The sequence below is a fragment of the Brevibacterium otitidis genome (assembly GCF_042429315.1).
In the GTDB taxonomy this organism is placed as follows: domain Bacteria; phylum Actinomycetota; class Actinomycetes; order Actinomycetales; family Brevibacteriaceae; genus Brevibacterium; species Brevibacterium otitidis.
The window spans coordinates 1-20,796 of sequence record NZ_JBHMAU010000052.1; the positions used below are offsets into that span (position 1 = coordinate 1).

Here is a 20,796-nt window from a genome sequence, read left to right on the forward strand (position 1 = left end):
CCGCGAGTTCTACTCCGCCCCGCAGCGCTGGATCATGGGCGCGAAGCAGGAGGCATTCGAACGTCCAGACGGGTCGAGAGCAACACCTTGGCAGACCTACATGGGACGGTTCCTCGCGCTGTCGCGTGATGAGGACGACGACGAGGCCAAGGACCCGAAAGTCGGACAGTTCGACCCCGCCTCGCCGGCACCGTACATCGAGATCATCAAGATGCTCTCGATCATGGTCGCCTCCTCAGCAGCGATCCCGCCGACTTACTTCGGGTTCGTCACCGAGAACCCGCCATCGGCTGACGCCATCCGCGCATTCGAGGCTCGCCACGTCAAGAGGGCGGCTCGCCGCTGCTCGAACTTCGGTCCGGAGTGGGCCGGCGCGATCAAGGACGCTTTGCTGCTGCGTGACGGCCATGTGCCCGCCGAGCTCGACGGGCTGCGCACCAAGTGGGCCAACCCAGCCACCCCGACCGACGCCGCGACCGCTGACGCGACCACGAAGCTGGTCTCGTCGTTCCCGTGGATGGCCAGCTCGGATGTCGCGCTCGAACGGCTCGGCTTCGACCCGACCGACCTGGAGCGGCTCAAGCGTGATCGTGAGAAGGGAAATGCGTCCAGTCTCGCCGCGGCGCTGCTTGCCCAGAAGCCAGACGAGGCAGCTATGGAGATCGCCGCCAGGCGCGGCCACGCCACGCAGGAAGGCGTAACGGCCCGCAGCGCTCCAGAGTTGCCCGACGCACAGGACCAGTGAGTCTGTGCTCACCGCAAGCCAACGTGCGCAGTGGCGGTCGGCCCGCGACACTCTCGACGGGCACCTCATCTCTACACTCGACCGCATCATGGCCACCGCCCACGGTGCACCTGGCAAGGAGACCAAAGACCTCATCCTCACGGCGATCCCCGAGGTCGTCAAGGCCCACGGAACAGTCACCGCGGAGCTGACTGCTGAGTTCTATGCGCTTGCCCGCACGAACGCGAGCCTGAACGATCTGTTCACACCGGAGCCCGTGTGGGACCCGAACGAGCAGCAGATCGCCGGGAGCTTGCGGTGGGCGCTCCGGCCGATCAACGGTGAACAGTACACCGGGGAGGACTACGCCCGCGCTGTCGATCGTGTGCGCGCGGCGATGACCCGCCTGATGCGCCAGACCGAGGGCACGACCGTGATGGAGAACGTCCGACGAGATCCACGCCGGCCGCTCTATCGCCGAGTGCCAGAGGCCGGCGCGTGCGGCTGGTGCATGATGCTCGCGACGCGCGGGCATGTCTACACGAAGGACACCGTCGGTGGTCCGCATAAGCGGTACCACGACCGGTGCAAGTGCAGTTCGGAGCCGCAGTATCCGGGGGAGGAGCTCCCACCGCTGGTGCAGGCGGCGCGGAAGGCGTACTACGACTTCTACTATCCGGACGACAGCGGGAATCCGTCCCCGGAGGGCCTCCAGCAGTTCTTTAACTTCGTGCAGGACGGTGGGCTGGGAGACAGGCCGCGCCCGGGCCGGGATTCGAAGGGCCGATACCGTCTCACTGTCGATGGGCAGGAAGTGCCGTTCACATTCGATGACATACCTTTGTCGCGATCGCGGCTGTGGAAGCACATTTCGACGATCGGCGGCGGCCGCGGTGGGCATCTTGTCGACCACGCTGCACACTGGGCGCAAGACTCTGACTGGCTCAACGTGCCGAAGACGATCTTCCCGGCTGGATATACGCGCGAGGACTTCAGCCGGCACCTCGGGGCGGTCATGAGAGACCCGACCTCGATCTTCGGAGATGTCGGGGGAGCATTCTTCTTCCGGAGGGAAGTGGAAGGAGGCCTGACTGTGGAGGCGATAGTAGGACGTGCTGGTGATGGAAGCTGGCGGATTAGATCGTTTTACCCCGTCGCAGGCGATGGTGCATTGACAGTTCGCCCGAAAAGCCAGCGCGCCACACCGCTGCCGACAGCAATCCCGCGCGTTCGGCACTCGGAGTAGAATCGGAACATGGCAGTGCGCGATTTCCAGCAGGTGACGCTTGACCTCTTCGACCTCATCGAAGAGGCCACAGGCGCGCCTATCGGGCAGTCGCGCTTCTTCGTCGGACAGGATCCTGCGCTCGCTTTCACAATTCCTCTGGCGGCCGTTGTCGATCTTGACGTGCAGGTGCCGGAAGGTCTGGCGCGTAGGACCCTTGAGGTATCTGGCGAGGTCGAGCAGTTGCTCGCTGACGATCCTGAAGAGCTCGCGGATCTGAGGACATTCCGTCGCCGGTTCGAAGAGCACATCGCACGCCCCACCGCTTCCGAGACGGCCTGACCCCGCGCCGCACAGAGTTTTCATCAACCCCCTTGCCGACATGGCAGGGGGGTTTTGCATACCCCGACATGGGAAGGACCACGATGACCGACACGACAACCGACACCACGGACGCCACCGAGGGCAAGGAGCCTGCAGGCCGGGCTGAGCATGGGACCGACAGGGGCCGTGACCAGACCGGTGACGAGCAGCCAGACCTTGCTTCGGAGGTGGAGAAGTGGAAGGCCATGGCCCGCAAGCACGAGGCACAGTCGAAGGCTAATGCCGACAAGGCCAAGCAGTTCGACAAGTGGCAGGAATCGCAGAAGACCGAACAGCAGAAGGCCGACGACGCGCTCGCCGCCCTGCAGAAGGAACGGGACTCAGCGATCACCCAAGCCGCCCTCGCCAAGGCCGCACTCGATCATGGCCTGTCCGCTGATGACTTTGAGCTCATCGGCGGCGGTAGCCCTGACGAGATCAACGCGAAGGCAGAGAAGCTCGCCGCCCGGCTGAAAGCCAGCCGTGTCCCATCGACCTCTCCCGACCCGCGCCTGGGCCGTGAGAGCAAGCCCACCGGTTCCGGAGACTGGCTCCGGGACCAACTGCAGCGAAAGTAAATGAGGAGCCAACATGGCATACGACAACATCATCGGCACCGCGGCTGTCACCGACGCCATGGTGCCCGAGCAGACCACCAAGGAAATCATCCAGGAGGCACCGGGCAAGTCCGTCATCCTCGAACGCGGCCGCAAGGTGCCGCTGTCGAAGAAGAAGGCCAAGCAGCCGGTGCTCTCCACCCTGCCGGAGGCCTACTGGGTCGACGGTGAGACCGGCCTCAAGCAGACCACCAAGGCCGCCTGGGAGAATGTCACGATCACCGCCGAGGAACTCGCCGTGATCGTCCCGATTCCCGATGCGCTCATCGACGACTCGGACATCCCGCTGTGGGACGAGATCAAGCCGCTGCTCGTTGAGGCGATCGGCCAGAAGGTCGACCAGGCCGCCCTGTTTGGCACCGACAAGCCCGACTCGTGGCCGACCGCCCTCGTGCCCGGCGCAATCGCCGCCGGCAACACCCTGGCAGTCGGAACACACGACGACTTCGGCGCCGACGTCGCAGCACTGGCCGAGAAGGTCTCCATCGCAGGCGTAGCCGTCAACGGCTTCGCATCCCGACCGGGACTGCAGTGGAAGCTCGTCGGCCTCCGCGACGCCAACGGTCAGCCGATCTACACGCCGTCCCTGGCCGCCGGCGCACCGTCTGGCCTCTACGGCTACCCGCTCAACGAGGTCACCAACGGCGCCTGGAGCGCCGAGGCCGCCGAGCTCATCGCTGCCGACTGGAGCAAGGTCGTCGTCGGTGTCCGACAGGACATCACCTTCGACCTCTTCCGCGAAGGTGTGATCACCGACGCCACCGGCAAGGTCGTCTTCAACCTCATGCAGCAGGACTCGAAGGCGCTGCGCGTCGTGTTCCGGGTCGGCTTCCAGATCGCCCAGCCTCTGGCCCGGGTCTCCGGCCAGAAGGCCTTCCCGGCCGGCGTCCTCACCCCGGAAGCCGCTGCCGGTGACGGAACAGGCGGCTGACCGATGGCACAGCGAATGATCGGCCCCAACGGCCGGGACGTCCTCGACGTCCCGGCCAGCGGGATCGCCGCCATGCGCGCCCTCGGCTGGGAACACCTCGACACCGCGCCCGACGAGCAGGAAACCACACCTGACACCCAGCCGCCGTCCAAGCGCACCACTAAGACCACCCGCAAACCATCCGGCGCTCGCCGCCGCGTCCCGAAGCCAGGCGACGATGACTAGCCTGGGCGCCCAGCCATGGACCACCCCGGACGAGGTCACCGCCCGCTGGATCGGTGACGAGATACCCGCCGCCGACGACCTGCTCGCCGAGCTCATCGCCGACGTCGAGGACCTCATCCTCTCCGAGTTCCCTGACCTCGCCGAGCGGGTCGAGTCAGGACAGATCACCCCCCGACGCATCACGCTGACCACCGTCCTCGTCATCCACCGCCACCTCCGCAACCCCGACGGCATCCGCACCCAGGCAGAGGCAACCGGCCCGTTCAACATCTCCCGCACCTACGGCGGCGACGAACCCGGCGCGCTCGCCTTAACGGATGATGACCGGCGCAGGTTGCTGGGGCGGCGTGCTGGCCAGCGGGCGTTCACGGTCACGCCGGGTCCTGAACCAAGGACGGAGAACCCGTTGGCTGGCGCGTGGGTCAATGGGCCGGGTCGGTTGGCTCCTGGTGGGGATGACCGGCTGTGAGGGTCATTGTCGAGCGTGTCCGCGGCCGTAATCGTGACCGGCACGGCAACCTGGCCGCCCCGTCGTCGCCGTTGCGCTTCCGGGCGTTCTACGCGCCGGGAGAGTCCGTTGAGGACAGCGAGCAGCGTGAGTCGACCGAGACCCGGGCGGTGCTGTACTCGCACCGCATCGACCTTGATGTCACCGATCTCGATCACATCGTCACACCAGCCCCGGTCGCTGGCACCTGGGTGGTCGATGGCGAGCCGCAGCAGTGGCTGTCGCCGTACACCGGCCGTCTGGAAGGCACCGTCATCCGTTTGAAGAAGTTCAGGGGATAGGGCAATGGAGTACCGGGAGAATAAGGCTGGAATGGCGTCGCTGGCGCAGTCCGCGGGCGTCGCGAGCATCTGCATGGAGGCGGCTCGCCGGGTAGAGCAGTCTGCTCGGGCGATGCCGCCACCGCGGATCCGCGCAGCGTCTGACCGCCGCGGCTACCAGGCGGCGTTCCGGTCGGAGCCGCGGATGGTCGAGATGGCGAAGGCGCGGGAGACGAGGCGCCGTGCTGGCGCGCTGGTAATCAACGATCACGAGCTCGAACGGGTGTTCGGCGGCAAGAACCGCACCCTCTACCGGGCGTTGGGCGCGCTCGATGGGGTGAGGCTCTCATGATCCATCCTGACGTGCAGGCAGCGCTCGAAGAGATCGTGACCGGCCTGACCGGCTCCGAGCACGTGTATGCCCATCTCGAACCTGGCTTCGAGGATGACCTGCCGGCGATCCTTGTCACCGTCTCCCAGAAGGACGACGGTTATCTGGCGACGCACAAGGCGGCGTTCGAGTTCTACGCCGCCGATCTGGGTGATGCCCGCACGCTCGCCCGCACTGTGATCGCTCACCTGACCAGTCAGCCGCACGGCACCGCGGCGGGGCTGCTCGACGATGTCCGTGTCGACATCGCACTCAAGCAGGTGCCGTATGCCAATCCGGACGTCGTGATGCTCAACGCGACGCTGGACGTCGATACGCGAGCTGTCTGAGAAGAACAAACCATTGGCACCCCGAGACTCGGGGTGCCTTCGTCATTCAGGAGGGTCACATGGCCACCATGCAGGAAATCAAGACCGCCACGCACAACCAGTCGCTCATCCGCAAGGTCCTCGATGGTGCGGCTGTGCTGGCTCCCTACTCCACGTCGATGCCCGATGCGTGGGTCGATGAGAACGGCGCACTGCAGGAGCTGCCGACAGAGTTCGCCGGGCTCGGCATCGTCGAGAAGGACTCGGGCTACGAGTTCGGCTCTGATCAGGACACTGAGGAGGTTGAGGGCCACGGCTACTCGTCCCCGGTGCGCATCGACATCGTCAAGACCACCCGCACCGTCTCGTTCACCGCTCTCGAGACGAACCGGGTCGTGCTGGAGCAGTACCACGGCCTCGACCTCTCCGGGGTCAAGGCCACTGTCGCCGGCACGATCGTCTTTTCCGAACCGGAGAACGCTGCCCGACCGTATGCCCGTCTGTGCCTGATTGGGTCGGACGGTGTCGGTGAGGACGAGATCTTCATGATCAAGGAGATGCCTCGCGTGCAGGTCACCGAGGTCGAGTCGCAGTCCTGGTCGTCGTCGGACGCACTCAAGTACGGCATGACCATGACGGCATTCACGGATCCGGAGCTGGGCTACAGCATCCGCAACATCATCGCCGGGCCGGGCGCGAAGAAGTATGCGAAGGCGATGGGCTTCGAGATCGGCGGCTGACAGATCCCCGTGGGGTCGCGAGTGTCAGGTGCCGCGGCCCCACGGGCCTACCCGTCCGATTCTCACCTGACAGCACCTCTGAAGGAGAAGTGATGGCTGAGCAGATCACGCTGAGCAAGGGCGATCACACCGTCACCACGACGGTGCCGCGCGAGGCGTACAACCTCGAAGCGCGCGGATACACCCGCGTGAAGCCGACCCGGTCCGCGCCGGCGTCTGCTGAGAAGAAGTCCGACAAGAAGTAACACTAAGGAGCACCTGACATGGCAGAGAAGAAGAAGGTCGCCGACAGCCGGCCAATCGATATCAACCTTTCGAGCATCGAGCTCGGCGCTGAAGCTCGCCCCTACCTGTTCGCGTTCAAGGGGGAGCGGTTCGAGACGATCGACATCGCCGACCTGATGCCCGATGACGTGATGAAAGCCTATCGGGACATGAACCGTGGTGACTTGTGGGCGATGGTCCGGCTGCTGCTGCCGAAGAACGACTTCGCCCGTTTTAAAGACCTCTCACCGACGATCTGGCAGCTCAAGGCAATCGGCGACGCTATCGGGCCGGTGATGCAGGAGCTGTTCGGCAGCCCGGAGGGGTTTACCGAGTAGTCGACCAGGTCAGCCGGTATCGGCAGGCCCTGCGCGCGGACTTCCAGGAGGTCTACGGTCTCGATCTGCACCAGCTCTGGCGGTCCCGCCAGCTCGCTCGCATCGATGACCTGATGCAGGGCCTGTCACCGGCGTCCCGGTATCGGCAGGCAATCCTCAGCGACCCTGAGGTCGCTGCCCGGGTCGTAGACCAGGAGGAAGCCGACAGGCAGGCCGGCAGGCAGCAGTCAACGCAGTGGGTTCCCGAGGTCCGAGACATGACCGCTAGCTTCGTGGTGCTCACGAAGCTGCACGCTGTCCTCGAAGAACTGGTAGCGATCCAGACCGGAGTCGCCACCCAGGGCAAGAAGAGCCGCAAACCGACCCGGATCCCGTCACCGCCGACTGCGATCGAGGCGGAACGGCAACGCAGGTCGATCGAGAAGAACCGGGGACTGCTGCGCAGGCTTGTCCCCTGGGAATACGAAACCGAATAGAGGGAGGGGCGATCGTGGCAGGTCCTATCGCAACAGCAGCAGTCCAGATCGTTCCTTCGTTCAAGGGCCTGCACAAGGCAACGAAGTCCGCGCTGCGCGGCACCGAAGGCGACTTCCGGGAGCAGGGCCGCCGCTCCGGGGGACTCCTCACGGCAGGGTTCAAAGGCCTCGCGATCTCCGGTGTCGTCGCCGCCGGCGGTGCGATCGCCTCCGGCTTCGGCATCGCGCTCGCCAAGGGCTTCGGCAGGCTGACTGCTATCGAGAACGCCCAGAAGAAGCTCGAAGGTCTCGGCCACGACGCCAAGACCGTCGAGCAGATCATGAACAACAGCCTGAACTCGGTTAAGGGCACCGCATTCGGTTTGGACGAGGCAGCCACGGTCGCCGCCGGTCTCGTCGCCTCCGGGATCAAGCCCGGCCAAGAGCTGGAGAAGACACTCAAGACCGTCGCCGACTCGGCCACGATCGCCGGCATCGGCATGGACGAGATGGGCGCGATCTTCGGCAAGGTCGCAGCCACCGGCAAGCTGCAGGGCGATGAGCTCAACCAGCTCTCCGAGCGCGGCATCCCGGCCCTGCAGCTCCTCTCGGACCATCTCGGCGTCACCACCGACGAGGTCCGCAAGATGGTCTCCAAGGGCGAGGTCGACTTCGCGACCTTCGCCGCAGCGATGGAAGCCGGCATGGGCGGTGCCGCCCTCAAGTCCGGTGAAACATTCCAGGGCGCGTGGAAGAACACCATGGCTGCCCTCGGCCGGATCGGCGCTCGCATCCTCGAACCGATCTTCAACGCCGCCCGCGACGGCATGAACGCCCTCATGCCCGTCCTCGACCAGCTCGGAGAGGCGATCGGCCCACTCGCCGACGCCTTCGGCGCGCTGCTCGCCAAAGCCATGCCCGTCGTCACTGCGGTCTTCATCGGCATGGCCAACGCGATCATCGGCACCATCGGCTGGCTCGGACAGCACATCGGCCTCCTCAAGACCCTCGGCACCATCATCGGTGTCGTCGCCGCCGCCTACCTCCTCTGGAACGCCGGACTCGCGATCCACAACGCATTGTCCTGGGTGTCCTACCTGTGGGCCTCCCGCGAGGTCCTCCTCAATTCCATCCGGATCGCCGTCACCAACGGCCTCGCCGCAGCCCAAGCCGGACTCAATGCCGCGCTCGCCGCCAACCCAATCGGGCTGGTCATCATCGCAATCGCAGCCCTTATCGCGATCTTCGTGCTCGCCTATAAGAAGGTCGGTTGGTTCCGTGACATGGTCGATGCCGCCTGGGCTGGGATCAAGACCGCGGTCGGCGCGGTGGTCGACTGGTTCCAGACGACGGTGTGGCCTGTGCTCAAGCAGGTGTGGGACGGCATCGCTGCCGGTGCGCTGTGGCTGTGGAACAATGCGATCAAACCGGCATGGGACGGCATCAAGACCGCCGTGGCCGCGGTGATCGGATGGTTCCAGACCAGCGTGGGGCCGGCGCTGTCGCAGGCGACCTCGGTGATCGGCGGGATCTTCTCCTGGCTCTATGAGAACATCGTCAAGCCCGTCTTTACCGGAATGCAGATGTACATCGGCATCTGGTGGGCTGTCATCAAGGGCGTGTTCAACGCCGTCATGTGGGTCGTCCGCAACATCCTCGCCCCGGCCTTCCAGTTCCTCGCCACAGTGGCGGCGTTCGCATGGGAGGGCATCCGGGTCGCGATCCAGCTCGCCTGGGGCATCATCAAGGTGATCTTCGCCGCCGTCAACGCCTTCGTTCGCACCGTTCTTGCTCCGGTGTTTACCTGGCTGTACAACTTCGTCATCAACCCGGTGTTCTCCTGGATCGGCAACGCGATACGCATCTGGTGGACTGGCGCGAAGATCGTCTTCAACGCTGTCGTGTCCTTCCTCCGCGCCACCCTCGGCCCGGTCTTCACCTGGCTGCGCGATAGCGTCATCACACCGGTCTGGAACGGCATCAAGAACGCGATCTCCACCGCCTGGAACTTCATCCGTGACAAGGTCTTCTCGCCGCTGGCAAACGCGATCAAAAACACCGTCCCAGACGCTTTCCGCGCAGGCAGGGACGCGATCAGCAAGGCATGGGAGGGTATCCGGGACGTCGCAAAGAAACCAGTCCGCTTCGTCGTCGACACGATCATCAACAAGGGCATCATCGGCGGCTTCAACAAAATCGCTGAAAAGTTCGGAGTCGACAAGGTCGACCCGTTCAAGCTCCCGAAGGGATTCCGTGCAGGCGGACGAGTGCTTGGCCCTGGCAGCGAGACATCCGACTCCATCCCGGCGATGCTCTCGCACAACGAGCACGTCTGGACAGCCCGAGAAGTGCGCGGAGCCGGAGGGCATGACGCCGTCTATCACCTGCGCAATCTCGCCCGCCGCGGCGCGCTCGCCCTTCACAATGGCGCGCAGCCGTTCCTGCCGGCACTCGCCAAGGGCGGCACGCTCATCGACGCCGCGAACTGGTGGGTGCGCAAGGGCGCCCGCGGTTCCCGGCATCCAGCGTTCGGAGGCGCGGTGCGGTCCGGGCACTCGAAGAACTCGCTGCACTACCAGGACCGCGCCGTCGACTTGAACTATGGTCCGGGTGGCGAGAATGCGATTGAGAAGGCATTCTTTGACAAGCATGTCGCCGAATTCAAACGCCTATTCCCCGGAATTCGAGTGATCTGGCGGGCAAAAGGCCATTTCAATCACATGCATATCGACAATTCGAAAGGTGCAGACATCGGAGACTTCTCTGGCGCTGCCTCTGGTGGTGGCGGAGTCGACATCGGGTCGTTCCTGAATCCTTTCAAGAAGCTGTTCGACAAGGTCGCCAAGGGCGTCGGTGGCTCCCCATTCGGGAAGCTCATCGGTGCCGGTGCGAAGAAGATGATCGAGGCGCCGATCCAGTGGATCAAGGACAACGCGTTCAAGGTCGCTGATTTTGTCGAGGACACGATCGACACGGTCGGAAACTTCGTCGGCAGCGGCGTTGCCCGCGGTCAGGGCCTCGCGTGGGCGGGGTTGAAGGGCTGGCCGCTCAATGGTGCCCGCTGGAAGGCTCTCGACTTCATCGTCACGAAGGAATCGTCTTGGAACCCGCGGGCGAAGAACCCGCGTTCCACCGCATCGGGTCTCGGCCAGTTCATCAACGCCAACGCCCGCCACTATCTCGGCTCCGCGCCGATGTCGAAGCACCCGATCGACAAGCAGCTCGACGCGATCGTCCGCTACACGCAGGACCGCTTCGGTGGCCTCGTCCCCGCGATGAACTACTGGAAGCGTCACCGCCACTACCGCGACGGCGGCCCAGTCACACCGACGCTCTACGACTCTGGCGGCTGGCTGCCACCGGGACTGACCACGGTCCTTAACGCCACCGGCAAGCCAGAGCCGGTGTTAACACCAGACCAGTGGGCGAAGCTCGGAAACGATCAGGCTGGCACGCGGATCGGTACGAAGATCGATGTGCTTTACGCGATGGATATGGATGATGCTCTGCGCCGGCTGGATATGCACGAGCAGAAGCGGCGGGCACTGCACCCGGAGGGAGTGTGAACATGGTCTACAGGCGACCGATCATCACGCTTCACGGCGCGAACGGCGACAGGATCACGTTCGATGGTGTGGGGGACGCGTTCACGCTCAAGCCCGGTATGACGGGTACGGGGCTGCCGCCGCGGGAGCTTTCGCATCTTGATCTGCCCGGCGGTGGGTCGGTGGTGCAGCATAAGCGGTGGGAGCGCCGGCCTCTGCTGTTCCCGCTCGACGTGCATACTGGCGATTACGGTGAGCTGGAGGCACTTCGCAGGCGGGTAGAAGCTCTTGTCACGTCAGGGCCGACGGAGATCGAGATCTACTCCGAGGTCACCGGGTCCCGGTCTATCGTCGCCGACTATAAGTCGGGTCTGGAGGGTGACTTCAGCTGGGCGCGCCGGACCACATCACAGCCGATGGTCATCGAGTTCGAGGCCGCGGACCCGCTGTTCTACGGCGGCGCGGTCGAGCACAAGTTCGCGGTGACCGGGCAACGGAAACCTTTCATCACCGGCCTCACCCAAGACGCGGTACGGCACAATCTCGCGCTCAATCCCGGCGGCGAGTACGCCTCACCGCGCTACGGCTCATTCACCGGTGCTGACGCGCAGTCCATCGCCTTTGACGTCAGCATGAAGGCATCCGGCTCCCGGTCGCTTCGTGTCACTGCAGGCGAGGGCACCGGTACCCCGCATGTCCTGACTCCAGCTACGAGTCCGCACCTTTCCACAGAGGGGTCTGACCTCTCGGGTGGTGTTCGTGACGGCAACTCGCCGCTAAGTGCGCAGCCTGCAGCTGCAATGCCGAGGTTCTTCACGGTCACGATGGCCGCTCAGGTCGCCGCTACCGATGCTGTGACTCACGTGCGAGTTTCCTGCTGGCAGCTCGACACCTACTGGAAGCCGGTCGGTGAATCCTCGACACATCGTGTAGGCGCCGACTGGCGACGCATCACCCACACCACGGCCGGACTCGCCGACTCGCCGACCGCGTTCCAACTCCAGCTGTTGCGATCCGTCGGTGGGCAGCTGCGCGATGTCCCGCCCGGGGAGTCGATGTGGCTTGACGAGGTGCTCATCGAACCGGGCCCGGAGGCCGGACCGTTCTTCGACGGAGATTCCACCGGCACCGGCCGGTCCTACGAGTGGGTTTCTGGGCCGGGGTCTGTATCGATCGAGCGTGCCGTCGCTACCACTGGCGCGCTGCCGTTCTTCCCGATCCGCCTCTCATCCTCCACGGTCGCCGGCGAACATGTCATCACCATCGACGCAGACGAGCCTGTGCAGGCGATCGCGACAATCGTCGGTCCCGGCCGTGACGTGCAGATCAGCCGCGGCAGCGAGCACATTTCCATCGCAGGTGAGATCCGTGAGCCGATCACCATCGACTCACGTGAGCACCACTACGACGTCTTCGACGCATCCGGTGACCTCTGGGACCGCGTCGACGGTGAGCCCTCCGTCCTCCACCTCGCTCCCGGCACGCACCGCCTGAAGCTCTCCATGGTCGCAGCGACTCCGCAGTCGGCGATCCACCTGAAGTACCGGCCGCCCTACCACGCCGGCCACTGACGAGGAAGGAGCTCGGGTGTTCACTGCGACGCTCTACGACCGGCAGCTGCGCCGCCGCGGCCGCATCGTCACCGCCTCCGGCACCGTGATCCTCCGCAATAACGGTGTAGCCACATTCACGATCGACGTGCCTGACACCCGCATCTGGCGGCGCTTCGAGCCCGGCTGGCACATCACCCTCCACACCGACACCGGCGAACAGATCATTTCCGGACAGCCCGACCAGATCACCACCGAATCCAAAGCCGGCGTTTCCACCACTACGATCTCCGGCCGCTCCCACCTCGCATGGCTGGCAGACACCATCACCCTGCCAAATCCTGCCCGGCCAGCCGACCAGCAATCCGACGCCGCCAGCTGGACTGCGAGCGGTCGCGCCGACACCATCGCCGCTCAGCTCATCACCACGCACCTCGGACCCACCGCCCACCACACTCGACGACGACCCATCGCGCTCGCCGGGTTGCCGGGTGTCGGACGGCAGGTGCGGGTGGCGTCGAGGTTTCAGCCCCTGATTGAGGAGCTGCGGTCGATCCTCGGCGCCGAGCTGGGGGTCGTGTCGTGGTTGGAGGACGGGCAGGTCCGCGTCGAGATCAGGCCGGTGGCTGATCGGTCGCGGAGGGTGCGGTTCTCTGAGGCCTCGGGTGGGCTGACGGGGTGGAAGCTGGAGCGGAAGGCGCCGACCGTGACGGATGTTCTGGTTGCTGGGCAAGGCCAGGGTGCGCAGCGCACGCTCCGGCTGGTCTCGGGCAACGCTTCCGAGTGGGGGGTGTCTGCGCTGCAGTTCCAGGACCGTCGTGACACCGATGAGCTCGCCGAGCTGGTCAAGGCCGGTGAGGAGACGCTCGCTGAAGGGCAGGAGCAGGCTGCGATCAGCCTGGAGGTCACGGACACGCAGGCCCGGCGCTTCCTCCGAGATTTCACCGTCGGTGACACGGTCACCGTGTCCCTCCGGTCAGGTGTCGAGATCGTCGACGTAGTCCAGTCTGGGCAGATCGACTGGTCGACTGGCGGCGTCGAGGTGAAGCTGCAGGTCGGCCCGGTCGCCGAGGAGTTGGATGCCCCGGGTTGGGTGAAGCGGACTACGAAGCTGACGAAGCAGCTGCGGCGGATCGCGGCAGTGTGAGACGAAGGAGATCAAGATGGCAGATCCGAGCGCTTATGACCTGGTGCAGGATGCGCGGTTGGATGCGCATGAGGCGCTGATCACTCCGCAGCCGCGTCAGCGGCCAGCGGCTCAGTATTCGTTCCCGATCGTCGGGCAGGACATCAGCGATGACGAGTTCATGCAGATGATGATCGCGACGCCGTCGGGTATTGCAGACGAGGGAGGGCAGCCGTTCTGGCTGCGGCAGCTCGATGATGCGACGCGCACCGCGCAGCTGACCGTGTCGAAGACCACCGGCGATGGGAAGGCCGCGATCGCAGGGTTCTTCTACCGGCTCCTGCAGGACGTGACGATCTCACTGCCGATGCCGGCGACGTCGACGCGTTACCACGTGTGCCTGACCTACGATCCGCTTGGACACTCACGGCCTGAGGGTCCGATCAGTGTGCAGACCTATGTGGGTGTGCCGCCGACGTCGGGCGGTCGCCGGCATATCGTGCTGTGGATCGTGCCGTGTGAGCCTTCTCAGCTGCTCTCGGATGTGAAGCCGATCCAGGTGCGGCCGAAGGCCGCGCCGCAGCTGACGGTCGATACCGCTGAGCAGCTGCCGTCACCTCAGTCTGTGCTGTGGGGAACGACATGCATCATCACCTACGGTCACGAGGCAGGGGCGATCTATCAGGCTGACGGTGACAATCCTGACGGCCGTCCGCAGCGCTGGGACAACGTCACGAGTCCGCCGTGGAAGCCGATCGCGCTCACGAATGACTACACTGCGGCAGTCCCCGTGCAGTACCGGATCAGCCGCGGCTACATCGAAATGCGGGGCCTTGTCCGCCGCAAAAACGGCGACTTCTCGACAGGAAGTTCATCCAGAATCGGGTGGATAGCTGGTGTCAATCTCCCGGACGTGAACATCTCGATCGGTGCCAACGCTGGCCGTAACGCCTTGCTCACCACCGCTATGGGCAGCTCAGTGCGTGACAACCTGGTCGTCCACACGCCGAACCCTGGCACACGGTGGGTGTCGCTCGACAACATCAGGATTCCGCTCACATGACCACTCTAGGAGGCGGTCATGCCTGACCGGGTCATCCACACATTCGACGGGGAACGCGGCAGGCCGGAGGTGAGACACGCGTGTGGATAATCTCATGCAGATGCTCAAAGACCTTGCAGGACCCACATTCGGTATCGGCGGCCTCGCTGGGATGTTCGTCTATTTCCGCAAGAGCGAGCGGGAACTGCGTGACGAGCTGCGGGCAGACAACGAGCGGTTACGCGTCGAGGTCACGGCACTCAGAGCCGAGCTCGCCCGCGTCGAGGCGGAGAACGACACCCTCTATGCGCGTCTCAGAGGTGAAGATCTATGACTACCCCTAGACGCCGACGTGCCGAGTTCCCGCCACGCTGGGTGCTCTTCATCTGCATCCTCGCGATCGCGGCCGGTCTGGCGCTCATGTGGGTGTCAGAGCAGCAGGCGAAACAAGACGCCGATGATGCTCGGTCAAACGCAGAAACCCTCGCCGATGAGGTGCAGCAAGCCTGCCGTCAGGGCGACGTGAAGATCGACGGCAGGTCAATCTGCTACCAGGCCGATGCCGTCAAACAGCAAGCCACCGACCCCAACACGATAGGCCGGGTCGGACCAGCAGGCCCACCCGGCCCACCCGGCCCGACCGGGCCCGCCGGACGTGGCATCCAGGGCGTTCCTGGCCCGGCGGGCGCGCCTGGCCCGGCCGGTAAGGACTCGAACGCGCCCGGCCCTGCCGGTCGTGCCGGTGCTGCAGGCGCAGACGGCAAGGACGGTGCCGTTGGACCGCCTGGCCCGAAGGGTGACCCCGGCCCTGCCGGACCTCCCGGCCCGCGTGGTGACCGTGGTGCCGCTGGTGAGAGCGGCCGCGGCATCGCCTCTATCGCCTGCGGTAGCGACGGTGCTTGGAAGGTCACCTACAGCGACGGTGCGACAGAGGCAGTGCCTGGGCCGTGCCGTGTAACTCCCGAGGCTCCAGTCCCTGCCGACTGACCGCTCCCAACTACCCAACCCCCGCCTAGTGCGGGGTTTCGTCATCCAAGGAGTTAACAATGGCATATAAGAACGCGTCCAGACTGCTCAGAGCAGTCAAAGCGTCCGGGCTGCCCTACACCGAAGTCGCCGGATGGAAAACCCGAGGGCGTCGCGAGATGGGCACCATCCGCACGATCACCTGCCACCACACCGCGACACCACGCTCATTCAAACGCTCGACGGACTATCCGACGATGGGTGTCGTCCGTGACGGCCGACCCGGCATCCCCGGACCGCTCGCACAGATAGGCCTCGGCCGGTCCGGGCGCGTCTACCTCATCGCTGCGGGCGTCGCGAACCACGCCGGCCGCTCCCGTGCTGTCTCGATGACGAATCCGCACGCCATCGGCATCGAGGCCGAGGGGGCGATGGAGTCCTGGCCGAAAGCACAGTATGACGCCTACGTCCGACTCGTCGCCGCGCTCGCCAACGAGTTCCCGGGAGTACAGATTCTCGGCCACAAGGAGTCCGCGTCACCGCCTGGCCGGAAGAACGATCCAAGCTTCAACATGAACAGCTTCCGCAAGGCCGTCGCCGCGGCCCGGAAGCACCCGTCTAAGCCATCCAAGCCGTCAACACCGGCACCAGAGAAAGGATTCTTCGGCATGTCAGGATACGAACGCCGCACTCGCGTCGGCGACCAGCACATCGCCCCGCACTCCAACCCCCGCGTCGCACTCCACCCCAAGACCAAGACCAGCAACGGCGCGCTCTACATCGCCCGCCCCCGCCGCCGCGGCCAGAAGTTCATGCTGCAGGCAGACGCATCAATCCGATCCGTTCCCGCCGGCGCCGACATCAAAGCCGCGATTGTCATCTGCTACTACTTCCGCGACGGCGGCCACGAAATCACCCGCCCGTTCGAAGAGGTGTCCTTCCCGGCCGGGGCCAACGGCTGGTCATCCGTGCACCTCGGCCAAATCGAGCAGTTCGGCGGCACCCAGCCTGGCGAGAAGCGCGGCGGCAAGGTCGTGCAGGCGGTCGACTACCAGCTGGAGATCACGAACCACAGCTCGAAGCCGGTGACTGTCGTCCGCGCCTCGTCCGGCAGCTTCTACGAGTGAAAGGCCCTGCCATGAAGATCATCACCACTCCTAACGCTGCGGCTTCGCAGACTGAGCATCCGTGGCGCGCCACCGCCCGCACCCTCGTCCAGTCCATCCTCGGCGCGCTCGCGGCTCTCGGGCTGATCTTCCTGCTCGTGCCTGGTGCGATGGACGAGCTTGCTGGTGCTCTCGGTGAGCTCGGCATCGTCATCCCAGCCGTCTGGATCGCCCTGCCGCCGGTCATCGCCCGCATCATGGCGATCCCCGGCGTCGAGGCGGCACTGAGGAAGATCAGCCTCGGTGCTGCACCAGCTGAGATGGTCCGTGTCGACCCTTCACAGATCCCAGGCGACTGGGCGGGTGCCGACAGCGACGACGTTGACTACGAGCCGGAGCACTGACATGGATGAGATGACTGACGAAGAACTCGCCGCGGAGATCGAGCGGCTGCATAAGCTGTTGGCCCGCCGCCAGGTTCGCTCGGCGATAGAGCGGGATCTGTCGGAGAGAGTCGATGAGATCGCCGAGGCGAATCCTGATGTGATGAATGAGTCGTTCTCAACTGGCCGGCTCACAGTCGACGACACCGGGGACGTTACGATACGGTCCGCAGACCAGGAGACAGTCTGATCCGGGAACGGTTGAGCGCCCCCGCACCGTAACGGTGCGGGGGCGCTTTTTGTGTTCTCCGTGTGAGGCGGCTTGGTCGGGCGGCTGGCGATGGCGTGCGGTGCAGCACTCGTTCTTCGATATGCTGAGGATATGGCTGAACTTGACTATGCATTTCTGGCTGACTACGCGACCATTTCAGAAGGCCGTTTGACGGCTGTCGGAGCGAGTTTCACACATGTTTTCGTGCCACAGCTTCCAGTCGAGATTAGTTTCGCTGTTGCCGGGCGTCTACGAGTCCGCGAAGACGAAGAAGCACCTGAGCTCAAGGTACGGTTTGCCGCGGAAGAAAGTAACTTTGAAGCCACTGTCAGTGGTGTAGTCCATAGATCTCCGGAGTCCCTGCCATACGATGGCAAGGTTGGGATCCTGTTTACTCTCGCAGCCGGCGTTCCAGTCGCATATGAAGGACTCGTTCAGGTTGAGATATTCGTTAACGGCGAGCACCAGCGTTACCTCGCATACGAGGTGAAGGACGCCTCAAAGCAAGCAGAGTGACACTGTGGATATCAGAATCACGAAACATGCGCGCGAGCGGATGACTAGCCGTGGGATATCCGAGGACGACGTGATCCACGCGCTTCGGCATCCTCGCATCTCCTACCCGACTAGGCGCGATAGCGTGTGCTTCGAAGGTGCGGATGTTGGTGGGAGGACGATCAGAGTGTGGTGCCCTACTCATGAAGCTGGACCTGACAGGTATACAATCAAGTCTACTGCTAGGAAGGGGTGAGAGTGATGACTGCTTCTCCAGTGCTAGAGATCGACCTCGTAGCTGAAGCGGCGTACCTTCGGCTGAGTGATAACAAGGTGGCCGAGACCTGCGAGGTCTCAGACTCAGTGCTTGTTGACCTAGACGATATGAAAATGGTGGTGGGTGTCGAGCTCCTCGACCTCGACACGGCCGTACCGACCGAACTGACGAAGAACTACCACGTAAAGCAGAGTCAGATAGAAATGTTGAAGAGGCTGGGGGAGAGACCCTCGCGGGCGTTTCTCCTCAGTTCAGCATCACAGGGCACAAGTGAATCATCTTCGAAACTAGAGTTCGCGTGAACAGGCCCGCAGAAGCGCCCCCGCACCATGACTGGTGCGGGGGCGCTTTTCGTGTGTTCAACTGCTCCATTCGCGGCAGCCGCGGGCGCAGCGGAAGACCTTTCGGCCCTCAGTCGCTAGGGAGGCTTCGAGTGGTGGCCGTGGCCGGATGTTGCCGCCGCACCGGGGGCAGTGTTCGGGGATCTCGGGCATGACGTGGTCCTTTCTGTAGTGGTCGGTGCCTGGCACTTTAACTGCGGTGTTCGGACACCGACAACGGTTGGAGGGGCCGTCCACAGGGGTGAGGGTTGTGGAGGAGGCGGCGCCGGTAGGGGATCCCTACAGCTCCCAGCGGACGTCGACGGCGGGCCGGATCAGGCTCTCGTCGACCTGGCCATATTCATCCTCTTCGGGAATGTACTCCGGGCGCATGTACCGGATTTCCTTCACATCGGCGTCTGCGTCCGCCTCGGTTAGCGCCCAGCCGCGCACGCACTCACCCCAGCTCGCATCAGTTTCGTAGTCGAGAATGGGTGAAATCTCATCGTGCCGCCACGTTGTCGATGGATCGCCATAGTGCCGGTTGGACGCGTCGATCACGCTCCAATACTCGGTCGATACATACGGTGTCACGTCCTGCGCGGCAGCAGGAGGGTTGCCCGTGACGCACACCTCGATGTCGATCGCGCCGACGGTGTGGTCTGCGAGGTCGGTCACGACACGGTACTCATGGGCGGTCAATGTCCCGCCGTCCGTGTCATCGACGGTCTCGCCAACTTTCACCCTGACCGGCCCCGCCGGCGTCACTGCGGGCGCGGGCGTAACTACTGCGCTCGTCTCCTGTTCGTGTGTGGGCTCGGAGGCTGAGGAGCCGCCGGGCTGAGTGCTGCAGCCGGCGAGCACGAGTAGGGCGGTAGTGGCCAGGATCGGGGCTAGAGCGCGTCGCATGGCGTGTCCTCTCAGGTGGGTCAGGATGCTCTTCTCAGAGTATCGTCAGGCTCCGCCCAGCCGATAGATGCTGCACGGACCGCGGCGCGCTTGGAGTCGGTGTCGACGGCGGTGTAGACCTGGGTGGTCGCAACGGAGGCGTGGCCGAGCAGCTCCTGGACGACACGCAAGTCCTTGGTCGCGCGCAGCGTGACTGTGGCGAACCGGTGCCGCAGCGTGTGACCAGTCCAGGCGCCGGGCAGCGCGTCGGCGAGCAGCTCGATCACGCGCTTGTTCGACAGGTGCCCACCGATCTGGCCGCCGAAGACGAACCCGCCGTTGTGCCGGGCGCGGGCTTCGAGATCAAGGTACAGTCCGTCAGCCAGCGGCACAGTGCGTTCTTTCGCGCCCTTACCGTGCACGATGATCGCCCGGTCGCCGCGCTCGCCGACAAGATCGCGCAAGTGCACACGACAGATCTCGCATGAGCGCAGCCCCGCTTCAGCTCCGAGGCGAATCATGAGCCGCTCGCGCTCGCCGGCAGTCGCGAGGGCTTGGGCGATGATCGGTTCGGGGCAGGGTCTGGGTAGGCCGGCCGCGGCGGTGATTTTGGGCAGCAGGGCTGCTGGGTCGTGGTCGATGAGGCCGGCGGCGAAGGCCCAGCCGTAGAAGCTGCGCAGTGTGGCGCGGTTGGAGTTCTTGGTGCTGGCTTTCCAGTCGTGGGCTGAGAGCCATTCGAGGAGGTCGGCCGTGGTGACGTCCCAAGGCGCTAGCTCGGTGCTGGTGGCGAAGCGCCTCAGGTGGTAGAGGCGGAGGTATTGGGTGCTGGCCGGGTAGTGGCCGGCGCGCATCCAGGTGGTGAAGTCGGTCAGTGGTGTCTGCCAGGGCGGTGGTGTGGGAAGAGCAGGCATGCTTCTATGCCTATATGAAGTGAGGTGGATCACGTTAGGGGAGACCATTTTGAGACCCTTCTGATATGGAGTGGTGACCTGCCGGTAGCTCTGCGGTCAGCTGAAGCGGTGTGTGAGCTCGGTGGTGAACGCGCGGTAATCGGCGACATGCCACGGCTTGGGATCCTGGCCGGCGGCGACTGCCTCGGCAATCAGGTGGGCGTACTGGTCGCTCAGCACCTGGAGACGCGCCGTGTCGTAGTCGGCGATGACCGTGCGGGTGATCTCGACATCGTGTGCGTCGATGCTCATGCTGTGCCTTCCTGTCGTGCCGGGCGCGGGCGCTTCGGCAGCTCGATCACGGTCGCCGGCATCGCCCTATCCAGTGCTGGTCGGTCAGGCTTCGGCAGCTCAGTCACGGTCGCGGCTGGCGCGTCAACGACTCTTAAACAGTGGGTTCCGGGTTCGAGTCCCGGGGGGTGTACGACTCCCGAAGAGCCGCCGTTCAGCACTGCTGGGCGGCGGTCTTCTGTTTCCCCGATCAGGTACGCCACCGAAGTGTTCAGCTCACGCGCGATCGCGAACCCA

General features: G+C 64.6%; 29 protein-coding genes. 26 read left to right on the plus strand and 3 right to left on the minus strand.

Annotated elements, in window-relative coordinates; translation table 11 throughout:
- The 26 genes from ACFFN1_RS07910 to ACFFN1_RS08035 all read left to right on the plus strand — a co-directional run.
- Positions 1-745: hypothetical protein (locus ACFFN1_RS07910; RefSeq protein ID WP_376840140.1), on the plus strand; the 745-nt coding region annotated here is incomplete at its 5' end.
- A gap of 4 nt (positions 746-749) precedes the next feature.
- Positions 750-1,970 carry a VG15 protein gene (locus ACFFN1_RS07915; RefSeq protein ID WP_376840141.1) on the plus strand — a complete coding sequence of 407 codons (1,221 nt, stop codon included), beginning with the start codon at positions 750-752 and terminating at the stop codon, positions 1,968-1,970.
- Positions 1,971-1,979: 9 nt separating this feature from the next.
- Positions 1,980-2,291, plus strand: a complete 312-nt coding sequence (locus ACFFN1_RS07920; protein WP_376840142.1) for a hypothetical protein — start codon at positions 1,980-1,982, stop codon at positions 2,289-2,291.
- An 83-nt stretch (positions 2,292-2,374) separates the two neighbouring features.
- On the plus strand, positions 2,375-2,890 hold the full coding sequence (locus tag ACFFN1_RS07925; RefSeq protein ID WP_376840143.1) for a hypothetical protein: 516 nt from the start codon (positions 2,375-2,377) through the stop codon (positions 2,888-2,890).
- Between the two features lie 13 nt (positions 2,891-2,903).
- Entirely contained in the window at positions 2,904-3,860 is a 957-nt protein-coding gene (locus tag ACFFN1_RS07930; RefSeq protein ID WP_376840144.1) for a phage major capsid protein, read from the plus strand.
- A gap of 3 nt (positions 3,861-3,863) precedes the next feature.
- Positions 3,864-4,085 carry a hypothetical protein gene (locus ACFFN1_RS07935; RefSeq protein ID WP_376840145.1) on the plus strand — a complete coding sequence of 74 codons (222 nt, stop codon included), beginning with the start codon at positions 3,864-3,866 and terminating at the stop codon, positions 4,083-4,085.
- Positions 4,078-4,554: a hypothetical protein gene (locus ACFFN1_RS07940; RefSeq protein ID WP_376840146.1), complete on the plus strand. Its 477-nt coding sequence runs from the start codon at positions 4,078-4,080 to the stop codon at positions 4,552-4,554. The genes ACFFN1_RS07935 and ACFFN1_RS07940 overlap by 8 nt, the downstream gene beginning before the upstream one ends.
- Complete coding sequence (locus ACFFN1_RS07945; RefSeq protein ID WP_376840147.1) at positions 4,551-4,874, plus strand: hypothetical protein; 324 nt, start codon at positions 4,551-4,553, stop codon at positions 4,872-4,874. The genes ACFFN1_RS07940 and ACFFN1_RS07945 overlap by 4 nt, the downstream gene beginning before the upstream one ends.
- A gap of 112 nt (positions 4,875-4,986) precedes the next feature.
- A complete protein-coding gene (locus ACFFN1_RS07950; protein WP_376840148.1) occupies positions 4,987-5,205 on the plus strand; it encodes a hypothetical protein in 219 nt (72 codons plus the stop codon).
- Positions 5,202-5,573: a hypothetical protein gene (locus tag ACFFN1_RS07955; protein WP_376840149.1), complete on the plus strand. Its 372-nt coding sequence runs from the start codon at positions 5,202-5,204 to the stop codon at positions 5,571-5,573. Before ACFFN1_RS07950 ends, ACFFN1_RS07955 begins: the two co-directional genes overlap by 4 nt.
- 59 nt (positions 5,574-5,632) lie before the next feature.
- The gene (locus ACFFN1_RS07960; RefSeq protein WP_376840150.1) at positions 5,633-6,292 is read left to right on the plus strand and encodes a phage tail tube protein; all 660 of its coding nucleotides are present in this window, start codon (positions 5,633-5,635) and stop codon (positions 6,290-6,292) included.
- Between the two features lie 92 nt (positions 6,293-6,384).
- Entirely contained in the window at positions 6,385-6,537 is a 153-nt protein-coding gene (locus ACFFN1_RS07965; RefSeq protein ID WP_376840151.1) for a hypothetical protein, read from the plus strand.
- Positions 6,538-6,555: 18 nt separating this feature from the next.
- Positions 6,556-6,894 carry a hypothetical protein gene (locus ACFFN1_RS07970; RefSeq protein WP_376840152.1) on the plus strand — a complete coding sequence of 113 codons (339 nt, stop codon included), beginning with the start codon at positions 6,556-6,558 and terminating at the stop codon, positions 6,892-6,894.
- Between the two features lie 257 nt (positions 6,895-7,151).
- Positions 7,152-7,370 carry a hypothetical protein gene (locus ACFFN1_RS07975; RefSeq protein ID WP_376840153.1) on the plus strand — a complete coding sequence of 73 codons (219 nt, stop codon included), beginning with the start codon at positions 7,152-7,154 and terminating at the stop codon, positions 7,368-7,370.
- 14 nt (positions 7,371-7,384) lie between these two features.
- Entirely contained in the window at positions 7,385-10,915 is a 3,531-nt protein-coding gene (locus ACFFN1_RS07980; protein ID WP_376840154.1) for an aggregation-promoting factor C-terminal-like domain-containing protein, read from the plus strand.
- Between the two features lie 2 nt (positions 10,916-10,917).
- Positions 10,918-12,465 (plus strand): hypothetical protein, encoded by a 1,548-nt coding sequence (locus ACFFN1_RS07985; RefSeq protein WP_376840155.1) that lies wholly within the window; start codon positions 10,918-10,920, stop codon positions 12,463-12,465.
- Positions 12,466-12,481: 16 nt separating this feature from the next.
- Entirely contained in the window at positions 12,482-13,591 is a 1,110-nt protein-coding gene (locus ACFFN1_RS07990) for a Gp37-like protein (protein WP_376840156.1), read from the plus strand.
- Between the two features lie 16 nt (positions 13,592-13,607).
- Positions 13,608-14,633 (plus strand): hypothetical protein, encoded by a 1,026-nt coding sequence (locus ACFFN1_RS07995; protein ID WP_376840157.1) that lies wholly within the window; start codon positions 13,608-13,610, stop codon positions 14,631-14,633.
- Between the two features lie 94 nt (positions 14,634-14,727).
- On the plus strand, positions 14,728-14,946 hold the full coding sequence (locus ACFFN1_RS08000; RefSeq protein ID WP_376840158.1) for a hypothetical protein: 219 nt from the start codon (positions 14,728-14,730) through the stop codon (positions 14,944-14,946).
- Positions 14,943-15,599: a hypothetical protein gene (locus ACFFN1_RS08005; protein WP_376840159.1), complete on the plus strand. Its 657-nt coding sequence runs from the start codon at positions 14,943-14,945 to the stop codon at positions 15,597-15,599. The genes ACFFN1_RS08000 and ACFFN1_RS08005 overlap by 4 nt, the downstream gene beginning before the upstream one ends.
- A gap of 59 nt (positions 15,600-15,658) precedes the next feature.
- Positions 15,659-16,705, plus strand: coding sequence for a peptidoglycan recognition protein family protein (locus tag ACFFN1_RS08010; protein ID WP_376840160.1), 1,047 nt, complete (start codon positions 15,659-15,661; stop codon positions 16,703-16,705).
- 11 nt (positions 16,706-16,716) lie between these two features.
- Positions 16,717-17,088 (plus strand): hypothetical protein, encoded by a 372-nt coding sequence (locus tag ACFFN1_RS08015; RefSeq protein ID WP_376840161.1) that lies wholly within the window; start codon positions 16,717-16,719, stop codon positions 17,086-17,088.
- Between the two features lies 1 nt (position 17,089).
- The gene (locus ACFFN1_RS08020) at positions 17,090-17,317 is read left to right on the plus strand and encodes a hypothetical protein (RefSeq protein WP_376840162.1); all 228 of its coding nucleotides are present in this window, start codon (positions 17,090-17,092) and stop codon (positions 17,315-17,317) included.
- Between the two features lie 132 nt (positions 17,318-17,449).
- Positions 17,450-17,854 carry a DUF6941 family protein gene (locus tag ACFFN1_RS08025; RefSeq protein ID WP_376840163.1) on the plus strand — a complete coding sequence of 135 codons (405 nt, stop codon included), beginning with the start codon at positions 17,450-17,452 and terminating at the stop codon, positions 17,852-17,854.
- 4 nt (positions 17,855-17,858) lie between these two features.
- Positions 17,859-18,089 carry a DUF4258 domain-containing protein gene (locus ACFFN1_RS08030; protein WP_376840164.1) on the plus strand — a complete coding sequence of 77 codons (231 nt, stop codon included), beginning with the start codon at positions 17,859-17,861 and terminating at the stop codon, positions 18,087-18,089.
- A gap of 5 nt (positions 18,090-18,094) precedes the next feature.
- The gene (locus tag ACFFN1_RS08035) at positions 18,095-18,412 is read left to right on the plus strand and encodes a DUF2283 domain-containing protein (protein WP_376840165.1); all 318 of its coding nucleotides are present in this window, start codon (positions 18,095-18,097) and stop codon (positions 18,410-18,412) included.
- Between the two features lie 318 nt (positions 18,413-18,730).
- On the opposite strand, the gene ACFFN1_RS08040 is transcribed toward ACFFN1_RS08035, so the two are convergent.
- From ACFFN1_RS08040 to ACFFN1_RS08050, 3 genes are all read right to left on the minus strand, one after another.
- Positions 18,731-19,108 carry a hypothetical protein gene (locus tag ACFFN1_RS08040; protein WP_376840166.1) on the minus strand — a complete coding sequence of 126 codons (378 nt, stop codon included), beginning with the start codon at positions 19,106-19,108 and terminating at the stop codon, positions 18,731-18,733.
- A gap of 251 nt (positions 19,109-19,359) precedes the next feature.
- Positions 19,360-20,229 (minus strand): tyrosine-type recombinase/integrase, encoded by an 870-nt coding sequence (locus tag ACFFN1_RS08045; protein WP_376840167.1) that lies wholly within the window; start codon positions 20,227-20,229, stop codon positions 19,360-19,362.
- Positions 20,230-20,325: 96 nt separating this feature from the next.
- Complete coding sequence (locus ACFFN1_RS08050) at positions 20,326-20,520, minus strand: hypothetical protein (protein ID WP_376840168.1); 195 nt, start codon at positions 20,518-20,520, stop codon at positions 20,326-20,328.
- Positions 20,521-20,796 lie beyond the last annotated feature (276 nt).